General features: G+C 40.4%; 11 protein-coding genes. All 11 read right to left on the bottom strand.

The features are described 5' to 3' along the window. A partial coding sequence (locus tag H5072_RS04395; RefSeq protein WP_182692826.1) for an Hpt domain-containing protein occupies window positions 1-991 on the bottom strand: 991 nt, incomplete at its 3' end. A 15-nt stretch (window positions 992-1,006) separates the two neighbouring features. Further along, window positions 1,007-1,780: a protein phosphatase CheZ gene (locus tag H5072_RS04390; protein ID WP_024595388.1), complete on the bottom strand. Its 774-nt coding sequence runs from the start codon at window positions 1,778-1,780 to the stop codon at window positions 1,007-1,009. A 17-nt stretch (window positions 1,781-1,797) separates the two neighbouring features. Next, window positions 1,798-2,181, bottom strand: a complete 384-nt coding sequence (gene cheY / locus H5072_RS04385; RefSeq protein WP_008132609.1) for a chemotaxis response regulator CheY — start codon at window positions 2,179-2,181, stop codon at window positions 1,798-1,800. A gap of 40 nt (window positions 2,182-2,221) precedes the next feature. Further along, window positions 2,222-2,932 (bottom strand): RNA polymerase sigma factor FliA, encoded by a 711-nt coding sequence (locus H5072_RS04380; protein ID WP_002959310.1) that lies wholly within the window; start codon window positions 2,930-2,932, stop codon window positions 2,222-2,224. Window positions 2,933-2,958: 26 nt separating this feature from the next. Next, window positions 2,959-3,819 carry a MinD/ParA family protein gene (locus tag H5072_RS04375; RefSeq protein ID WP_002959312.1) on the bottom strand — a complete coding sequence of 287 codons (861 nt, stop codon included), beginning with the start codon at window positions 3,817-3,819 and terminating at the stop codon, window positions 2,959-2,961. Continuing rightward, the gene (flhF, locus tag H5072_RS04370; RefSeq protein ID WP_182692825.1) at window positions 3,812-5,293 is read right to left on the bottom strand and encodes a flagellar biosynthesis protein FlhF; all 1,482 of its coding nucleotides are present in this window, start codon (window positions 5,291-5,293) and stop codon (window positions 3,812-3,814) included. Before flhF ends, H5072_RS04375 begins: the two co-directional genes overlap by 8 nt. A 21-nt stretch (window positions 5,294-5,314) precedes the next feature. Further along, window positions 5,315-7,426 carry a flagellar biosynthesis protein FlhA gene (flhA, locus tag H5072_RS04365; protein ID WP_039484610.1) on the bottom strand — a complete coding sequence of 704 codons (2,112 nt, stop codon included), beginning with the start codon at window positions 7,424-7,426 and terminating at the stop codon, window positions 5,315-5,317. 72 nt (window positions 7,427-7,498) lie between these two features. Continuing rightward, window positions 7,499-8,629, bottom strand: coding sequence for a flagellar biosynthesis protein FlhB (gene flhB, locus H5072_RS04360; RefSeq protein WP_024596365.1), 1,131 nt, complete (start codon window positions 8,627-8,629; stop codon window positions 7,499-7,501). A gap of 9 nt (window positions 8,630-8,638) precedes the next feature. After that, a complete protein-coding gene (fliR, locus tag H5072_RS04355) occupies window positions 8,639-9,418 on the bottom strand; it encodes a flagellar biosynthetic protein FliR (RefSeq protein WP_024596364.1) in 780 nt (259 codons plus the stop codon). A 2-nt stretch (window positions 9,419-9,420) separates the two neighbouring features. Further along, window positions 9,421-9,690 (bottom strand): flagellar biosynthesis protein FliQ, encoded by a 270-nt coding sequence (gene fliQ / locus H5072_RS04350; RefSeq protein ID WP_002959325.1) that lies wholly within the window; start codon window positions 9,688-9,690, stop codon window positions 9,421-9,423. 40 nt (window positions 9,691-9,730) lie between these two features. Next, the coding region (fliP, locus tag H5072_RS04345) for a flagellar type III secretion system pore protein FliP (RefSeq protein WP_182692824.1) at window positions 9,731-10,378 on the bottom strand (648 nt) is incomplete at its 5' end.

Below are 10,378 nucleotides of genomic sequence, written 5' to 3'. Positions count from 1 at the left end.
CTTTTTCAACTGGTTTTGGAGTAGGAGCTTTAGCTGGCTCAGCTTTTTTTACTGGTTCACTCACTTGTTTAGCTGGCGGTGAAACAGGTTCAGGTTGTTTTGCAGCTGGCGCACTTTCTATCGATTTAGGAGCAGTGCCTTTACCATGAAGTTCATCAAGAAGCGCTTCAAATTCGTCATCACTAATTTCATCATCTGATGAATTAACTGTATTTACAGCTGGTATAGCAGATTCTACAGGTGTTTTATTGGCATCATTTTGTTCAGGTTTGCTCGTAACTTCACCAAAACTGCCAACACCATGTAACTCGTCTAATAAGCTGTCAAATTCATCATCAGTAATATCACCACTAAAATCACTACTACTTGCTACTGGTTTTTCAACTGCAGGACCTTGTCCTTTACCGTGCAGCTCATCAAGTAAGCTTTCAAATTCGTCTTCAGTGATTTCATCTATTTCAGCATCGCTAACCGAAGGCGCTCCGCTAAATAGTTCATCAAATGCAAACGGATCTTCATCATCAGCTACCGGTGTATCCACCACTTCATTATGAGGTTGTTCAACCTCTGTTTGTAAAGAGGCTTCAGTGGCTTCGGCTTCTGTTGGAGGTAGACCTAAGATATGAAGAGTATGAAGTAATTCAGGATCTGCAGGTTCAGGCTTGTCTCTGTTTTGGATAGTCGCAAACATCTCATTAATGGTGTCTAGTGCTTGTAAAATAACATCCATTAACTCTGAGTTGACTGTTCGCACGCCTTGACGTAGTAAATCAAATACGTTTTCAGCACCGTGACAAGCATCAACAAGTTCTGTCATAGCTAAAAAGCCTGCACCACCTTTTACAGTGTGAAAACCTCTAAATATAGCGTTTAGTAACTCGGTATCTTCTGGATTATTTTCCAGCTCAACTAACTGTTCAGATAAAAGCTCTAGGATTTCTCCAGCCTCTACAAGAAAGTCTTGTAAAATATCTTCATCGACTTCAAACATGCAGTTACTCTCCTCTTAGAAGCCCAAACTTGATAAAAGATCATCAACTTCATCTTGATCAGATACAACATCATTACGCGATTCTTTATCAATAATAGGGCCTTCAGGACCTGCTAAAGTTTGTGTGGCAACTGGTTCTTTTATTTTTTGTTGTTCTACTTTATTCGCGGTGCTGTTAGTGTCGTCTTGTTCAGCAAACGCAGTTAAAAGATGAAGTAAACTTTCTTCTACTTCCCTAACAAGTTCGATAACACGGCGAATAACTTGACCTGTTAAGTCTTGATAGTCTTGAGCCATTAGTACATTTGTCATTAAGTTTTGAAGCTCATCAGTCTTATGATGAGAGTTGTTCATAAACTTATCGATGCTATGGCAAAGTTGCTTAAACTCACCAAGCTCAATCTCGCGGCTCATTAAACGATCCCATGTCGGTTTGATATGAGATATTTCGTCCGCTAACTGTTGGGCTATAGGAAGACTCGCTTCCACTGCATCCATTGTTTTATTAGCCGCATTTTCTGTCATTTCTATAACATAATTAAGCCGCTTTTTAGCATCTGGAATCGCATCTGTCGTTATATCAGTTAAGCGAGTATCAAGCTCAAAACTTTTAAGGGCTTCGTGCAGTTGACGAGTCAACTTTCCAACTTCAGCAAATAATTCAGACTGCTCTTTAGATGCAGCCTCTAAAATCAACTGATTTGCTTTGTCTTGCTCATCATTTTCTAAAAAAACAACGAGCTGACGAGCTTGTTCTAACGTTATTTGAGGCGCAGCTGGTGCTGGCATAAGCCTCTCCCCCATCATTAGCCTAAGCGTTCAAATACTTTTTCTAATTTAGTTTTTAATGTTCCAGCCGTAAATGGCTTAACAATATAACCATTAACACCAGCTTGCGCTGCAGCTATTATTTGTTCTTTTTTAGCCTCTGCCGTTACCATTAATACAGGGATATGTTTTAACTTATCGTCTGCACGTATTGCTCTTAAAAGATCAATACCCTGCATTCCAGGCATATTCCAATCCGTAACTACAAAATCAAACACTTGATTTTGCAACATAGGCAAAGCTGTAGACCCATCATCAGCTTCTTGAACGTTAGTGAAACCTAAGTCACGTAACAGGTTTTTTATAATGCGTCTCATCGTTGAAAAATCATCAACTACAAGAATTTTCATGTTTTTATCCAAAACATCCCCCAGTGAGGTATTAACCTTTGTTTACTTACTACTAATTTATCCAGTCATTGATTTTAGCTTTAAGCTTAATCATCGCCTGACCATGTATCTGACTTACACGCGATTCACTTACATCGAGTATATGTCCTATTTCTTTTAAATTCATTTCATCGTTGTAGTACAAAGAAAGCACCATTGCATCACGCTCTGGTAATGACTTAATTGCACTTAGCAAAGACTCATTAAACCTATCATTTTTAACATTATTAAAAGGTTTATCTTGTGCTAAATCTTGGCCTACAGGAGTAATAACATCCTCATCTACACCAAGGTCTTCAATGCCTAATATTTTACTCGTATTCGCATCATTTAAAATATGATGGTACTCATTGAGCGAAATTTCAAGTTTTTCAGCAACTTCTATGTCCGTTGGTTCGCGGTTCAGACTACTTTCGAGCTCAGTAATTGCTTCTGCAACTTGCCTGTTTTTACGGTGAACTGAACGAGGAGCCCAATCACCACGGCGCATTTCATCAAGCATAGCACCGCGAATACGAATACCTGCAAAAGTTTCAAAGCTTGCGCCTTTTGTTGCATCAAAGTTTTTCGAAGCTTCTATTAAACCTATCATTCCTGATTGAATTAAATCATCAAGTTGAACGCTAGGTGGTAATCGAGCAATTAGATGACATGCCACTTTTTTAACAAGTGATGCATGCTTCTCAACAATCACATTTAAATTTTGTGTTGATTGATATCCCATAGCTCTATTCACCAGTGTTGTCATAATTAACCGTTTACTAGTTTCTCAATGAAAAACTCTAAATGCCCAGATGGTTGGTTGGGTATTGGCCATTTAACTGCTTTTGTTGCCAGCGTTTTAAACGCAAGAGCGGCTGGCGAATTTGGAAAGAGCTCTACTATTACTTTTTGACGACGTGTTGCTTTGCGCATATTTTCATCATAAGGAACCGTTGCTACTAGCTCCATTGATACATCTAAAAAGCGGTCGGTAACTTTAGATAGCTTTGCAAACAATTCAGTGCCTTCACGCATACTGCGCACCATATTGGCAACAATTTTAAATTTATAAACGCCGTGCTCACGACTTAATACTTTAATAAGTGCGTAAGCGTCGGTGATTGATGTCGGCTCATCGCATACAACAACCATTACATCTTGCGCTGCACGCGAGAAGCTCAGTACCATGTCTGAAATACCAGCAGCTGTATCTACAATTAAAATATCAAATTCGGTATTCAATTCGCTAAACGCACGAATTAGCCCAGCATGCTCAGATGGTGATAATTCAACCATACTTTGCGAACCCGATGTAGCGGGTACAATTTTAATTCCTGCAGGGCCTTCAACTAAAATTTCATCAAGCTCACATTCACCAGACAAGACATGTGACAAGTTACGCTCTACACGTAAACCAAGCATCACATCACAGTTTGCTAAACCCAAGTCAGCATCCAGCACTAATACTCGATTACCTTGCTGCCCAAGTGCAATAGCTGTATTTAGAGAAACATTTGTTTTCCCTACTCCACCTTTACCACCGGTTACAGCGATAACTTTTACGCCGTTGTTATTGTTTTGACTCATTTTGCGCAGGCCGCTTGCTTGATCTAATACTGTGTTAATCATACATCCCTACTGTGCTTGGCGCCACTGCTTGGTGCCTTGAATGTTGTTCTTTTGTTCTTTTTAAATATAATTGCTCAGCCTTTTTAACTAGTTTCTCAGCATTTGCAACACGAATATCCTCTGGTACTCGTTGACCATTAGTAAGATACCCTATTGGAAGGCGATTTTGAATCGCAATACTAATAATCTCACCCAAACTTAATGATTCGTCTAACTTAGTGAAAATACAGCCACTTAACTGTACTTTTTTAAAGTGACGTACAGTTTCTTGCAATACATTAATTTGTGCTGTCGCGCTAAGTACTAAGTAGCTGCGAATATCTACACGTTGGTTACGCATTAACGTGTTTAATTGCTCAGTTAAACGTAAATCTCGCTGGCTCATACCTGCTGTGTCAATTAATACTAGACGTTTATTTCGTAAATGATATAAAACTTCAGCTAATTCATTAGCATCTTTAACTTGCTTAACACCACAACCAATAATACGACCATATGTTGCAAGTTGTTCATAAGCACCAATTCTGTATGTATCAGTGGTTATTAACGCCACTTTATCGGCACCATATTTTTGTGCGCCTAGAGCTGCAAGCTTAGCAACAGTCGTTGTTTTACCCACACCTGTTGGACCCACTAACGCATATACACCACCTTGGCGAAGTATTTCATTATTGGTTGTTTGCATTTGATCTTCGACCATAGTTAACAATGCTTTCCAACCTTGCTTACGAGACACATCATCAGGTACAAAACATGCCATTTGCTGTGCTACTTCTTTATCGATACCCATACCGACTAAACGGTCAACCATACAAGCGCGTGTTGGATCGCGACGCGCCATATCTTGCTGCATCAAGCCTGATACTTGGTGTTCTAATAATTGACGGATTGCGTTCATTTCTTCACGCATTGTTGTCATTTCTTCGCTTTCATTATTAGGTGCTTGTTGGCGAGTGGTTACTGGGCTATCTAAATCATCAAAGTCGCGGTCTAAATCATCAAAGCCTAAGCTATCCGCTTGAGTTTGTGGACGAACTGGCGCAGCAGCTTCAGGAGCAAACATATTTTTAGTACGCTGCCCCATATCAGGTTCTTGATAGTTATCAGTAGTATCAATACCCGATTGTGAAAACATCGATGCAAGCTCAGGAGAACGAGGACGCGGTGATTGACGCTCTAATAATGCTTGTAGGCTGTCAGCAACTTTTGCTTGAGGCTCAGGCTTGGCACGCTGTGGCTCTGGTTTTACAAAGTTATGCATGCTTTGTTGTGGCGCCTGAGTACGCGGCTCTGCAGGGCGTTGTGGTTGCGCTGCTACTTTAGGGGCTGCTTTGTCATAATCAACTGCCGCTACAATTTCTACACCGTTAGCCAGTTTTTTATTTGACATAATAACCGCATCAACACCTAACTCATCTTTAACTTCTTTAAGTGCTGTGCGCATATCTTTAGCAAAAAAACGTTTAATTTTCATGATTCAACCCCTGTTAAAATCTTATTGTTGGCCTACCGAGCTTACAATTTTGATCTGTCTTTCGTCTGGTACCTCTTGATAAGACATCACTCTCAATCCTGGAATGGTGTACTTAACAAAACGAGATAACACAGTGCGTAACATTCCTGACGTTAGCAATATAGAAGGTTCGCCGGCCATTTCTTGATTTTGATGCGCTTGTGTCAATGACACTTGAAGTCGCTCTGCAAGTCCTGGCTCAATACCGGCACCTTCATCGCCTGCATTTTGCAATGACTGATGCAACATCTGTTCCAACTCAGGCGCCAAGGTTATGACAGGGATTTCTGATGACATACCCACCGCATCTTGAACAATTAATCTACGCAGTGAAATACGCACTGCAGCCGTTAATACATCAGGGTCTTGACTACGTGGGCCATACTCAACAAGGGTTTGAACAATTGAGCGCATATCGCGAATAGCCACGCCTTCATTTAATAAATTTTGTAGTACTTTTACAATAGCAGTTAATGGCAATACATCAGGTACTAGTCCTTCCACTAAGCGAGGATGGCTTTTAGCAAGCATATCAAGTAGGTTTTGAACTTCTTCATGCCCTAGTAATAACGCTGCACTGTTAGTTAATAACTGGCTAATATGAGTGGCAACTACCGTAGCTGAATCTACAACGGTATAACCTAGTGATTGTGCTTCATCTTTTTGATCTGGCTTGATCCATACGGCATCAAGGCCAAACGCAGGATCTTTTGTTTCAACCCCTTTAATTGGACCAAATACTTGTCCTGGGTTAATCGCTAGCTCGTCGCCATGCTTAAGCTCGCTTTCACCGGTTGAAACCCCCATTAGTGTTATTCTGTAAGCGTTAGGGTCAAGCTCTAAGTTGTCGCGTATATGTACCGGCGGCACTAAAAAACCAAGCTCTTGAGAAAGCTTTTTACGCACCCCCTTAATACGATTAAGTAGCTCACCACCTTGTGATTGGTCCACTAACGGAATTAATCTATAACCGACTTCTAAGCCAATTACATCAACCTGCTGAACGTCATCCCAGCCTAGTTCTTTTTGTTCTTGTTTATTAGCAACACCCGTTGCAACGCTTCCGCCATTAGCGGCCTCTTCAGCTTCTGCCGCAGCAGCTTTTAATTTACTTTGCTGTGTGTAGTAAGCTAAGTAACCCAGTAACGCACCTAAACTTAAAAAAGCAATATGCGGCATACCAGGCACTAAGCCCATGATGATCAAAATACCAGATGCAATAAAGAGTGACTTTTCGTTGCCTAGTTGTTTCTTAAATTGGTCCCCCATATTGAGCGACTCATTTTGGCGTGTTACAACAATCGCGGTACCAATTGAAAGCAGTAAAGAAGGGAGTTGAGCAACTAAGCCATCGCCAATGGTAAGTAATGTATATACTTCCATTGCATTGCCAAAACTCAAATTGTGCTGGATCATACCGACAAATAAACCACCAACAATATTGATGATTAGTATAACAATACCTGCAATCGCATCACCTTTTACAAATTTACTCGCACCATCCATTGAGCCGTAAAAATCAGCTTCGCGAGTTACTTCCTCGCGGCGGTCACGCGCTTGTTCTGCGCTGATAAAGCCTGCGTTCAAATCGGCGTCAATTGCCATTTGTTTACCCGGCATTGCATCAAGGGTGAAACGCGCAGATACCTCAGAAATACGACCAGCACCTTTAGTAATTACTACAAAGTTAATAATGATCAGGATTAAAAACACAACCAAACCAACAGCGTAGTTACCACCAATAACAACTGAGCCAAACGCTTCAATTACTTTACCGGCAGAGTCACCACCATTATGGCCTTCAAGTAACACAACTCGAGTACTGGCAACGTTAAGTGCTAAGCGCATAATTGTAGCGATTAGTAATACAGAGGGGAAAATACCAAATTCAACTGGCTTCATCGTGTAAACAGTTACAAGTAAAACCACTAACGCGAGAGCAATATTAAACGAGAAAAGGATATCGAGTAAAAATGGCGGTAGTGGTAAAATCACCATTCCCAAGGCAGCAAGCACAAGCAAAGGTGTACCTACCCCTTTGGCATAGTCTTTTTTGTCTCTGTTAAGTTGTTGTAATACCGCTTTAAAACTCATAATTCTACAATTTCAAAAAATTGACACTACGTAGAATTTGCAATAACTATTCCAAGTTACTCAGTTAACGGTTTAATACTTGTAGGCATCGGGGATTGGCAGCTTTTTATTGAGCTTAGTTGGACGTTTACCGCGCCCTTTATTAAAGCGCTTAAGCTGAAATACATACGCTAAAACTTGCGCTACTGCGGTAAATAGCTGATCGGGTATTTGCTCTCCTACTTCAGCCGTATGATAAAGCGCTCGGGTCAACATGGGGGATTCTAATATAGGTACTTCATTCCCTATTGCTACTTTTCGAATTTGCATCGCCATTTCATCAATGCCTTTAGCAAGCACTATAGGCGCACCTGCGCGCTCCGTGTCGTATTTTAATGCTACAGAGTAGTGAGTTGGGTTGGTAACAATAACATCAGCGTCAGGAACATCTTGCATCATGCGGTTTTGCGACATTTGCCTTTGTGTTTGCCTAATGCGCGCTTTTATTTGTGGGTCACCTTCAGAATTTTTATACTCATCTTTAATTTCTTGCATTGTCATTTTAAGTTGTTTGTTATGGTTGTAACTTTGAAATGGCGCATCAATGGCGGCAATAACAATTAAAGTGCACGAAAGGCCTAAAAACATCCACCCTAAAATCTCTAAGGCATGAATAATATTACCCGGTGCACTTTCTAAACTTAAATGCAGTATTTCATCAAAATAAGTATTAATTAAAAACACAGCAAAACTTGCAACCAAACCAAATTTTAAGAGTGACTTTACAAGCTCAATAGCCGCTTGCGGGCCAAACATCCGCTTAAAGCCCTTCATTGGCGACATTTTACTTGCTTTAGGTGCAGCAGCTTCCCAGCTAAAATTAAAACCACCGAGTAACGTATTACCAATAAATGCAGCCAAAACGATAATTAACACAAACATAGCCATAGGAAACATCAACGCGTCTGCAACCTCTCCCCACACGGCAAACATTTTAGTGGTATCAAAGGCTTCGTTGCGGTTTAAGCTAAGGGTTCGGCCCATTACATTGTATAAACCTTTACCAATTTCAGGACCATACATCAAAAGCGATATAGCCGAAAAAATAAGTACAAACATGGTACCTAACTCTTTTGAGCGTGCTATTTGGCCTTTCTTTTTAGATTCTTCAAGCTTTTTGGATGTCGGTTCTTCTGTTTTTTCTTGTCCTGAGTCTTCAGACATGACTTTCTCCTAAGGTGAGCAACCAACTAAAGTACACATTAGCTCAACCATTTTTAACCATTGAAACTCAAACTGAGTAACAAAGTTACCTAGTGTCGCCCAAATAATAATAAGTCCCGCTACCAAGGTAAACGGAAAACCAATAGAGAAAATATTTAATTGCGGCGCTGCACGCGTCATAATCCCAAACGACATATTAATAACGAGCATTGCGGTAAGCGGTGCAAGTGAGAGTACCAGTGCTGTAGTAAACATCCAGCCGCCCCAAGTCACTATGTCCCAGTAATGATCTACAGACCACCATGTGCCATCAATAGGTAGCACTTGAAAGCTATGCACCACCATTTGAATCATCATTAAATGACCGTTAAAAGCAAAAAATAACAAGGTGGCCAAAATAAGGAAAAACTGGCCAACCGCTGGGACGCTTGCGCCATTAGAGGGGTCAATAACCGAAGCAAAACCTAAACCGGTTTGCATCGCAAGTATTTGCCCTGCTAAAACAAAGGTATTTAATAAAAGTATAGATGCAAAACCAATAGCAACACCAATCAGCATTTGTTGAATAACGACTAAAATCATCTCAAACGAAAATAAATTAGTGAATGTAGCGGGCGGCAGAACAGGAACGACAAGAAAAGTTACAACAACTGATAACCCCATTTTTATACGCGTAGGGACATTTTTAGCACCTAAACCAGCCATAATCATAATCATTGAGCTAATGCGTACCAGGGGCAGCAAAAAATCGCTCAACCATTGAATAACGACAGCAAAGGGGTATTCCACGTTTAACCTGCAATTTCAGGAATAAGTAATACTAGGCGAGTAAAAAAATCCATCAGTTCTTGAGTAAGCCAGTGCCCACCTACAATTAGCGCACTAATGGTAATTAATAAACGAGGTAAAAAGCTCAACGTTTGTTCATTGATTGATGTTGCCGCCTGAAATACAGCAACCACTAAACCAATAATTAGGCCTGGGACTACAATTGCAGACACCAATTTAATAACTAAAAACAGCGCGTCACTTAGAATATCAACAAAAATTTCCGGTTCCATGTTGTACTCCTATTGTTGGGTCATGTTAATGCTTTGCATACTAAGTCCCTAAACCAAAGCTTTTAGCTAGAGTCCCCATCACTAAGCTCCAACCATCAACAAGTACAAACAGCATAATTTTAAACGGTAAGGACACTATCATGGGGGAAAGCATCATCATACCCATCGCCATTAATACCGAGGCGACCACTAAATCAACAATTAAAAATGGGATAAAAAACATAAACCCAATTATAAATGCCGTTTGCAGCTCGCTGGTTACAAAGGCCGGTATTAACACTATTAATGGCGTATCTTGTGGCGAATTTAGCTGATCGTAACCAGCAATTTTAGCGAACGTTTCTAAATCTTTTAAACGCACCTGTGAAAGCATAAATGCTTTCATTGGCTCTTTAGCAAGCTCTAAAGCCTCTACTGATGTAACCTGCTCATTTAAGTAAGGCTCTATAGCTCGCTCGTTTACCTGCTGATAAATAGGCGCCATTATAAAAATACTTAAAAAAAGTGACATACCTAATAACACTTGGTTTGACGGTGTTTGCTGTAAGCCAATTGCTTGGCGCAAAATGGCGAGTACAACAATAATTCGTGTAAAAGAGGTCATCATAATTATGGCGGCCGGTATAAAACTCAGCGCCGTCATAATTGCTAAAACTTGTAACGTTACTGAGTAATCTTGTGTGCCATC

Source organism: Pseudoalteromonas sp. SR45-5 (assembly GCF_014163565.1).
Taxonomy (GTDB): domain Bacteria; phylum Pseudomonadota; class Gammaproteobacteria; order Enterobacterales; family Alteromonadaceae; genus Pseudoalteromonas; species Pseudoalteromonas distincta.
The sequence above is the reverse complement of the archived record's forward strand: the minus strand, read 5'-3'. Positions and strand labels throughout refer to the sequence as shown.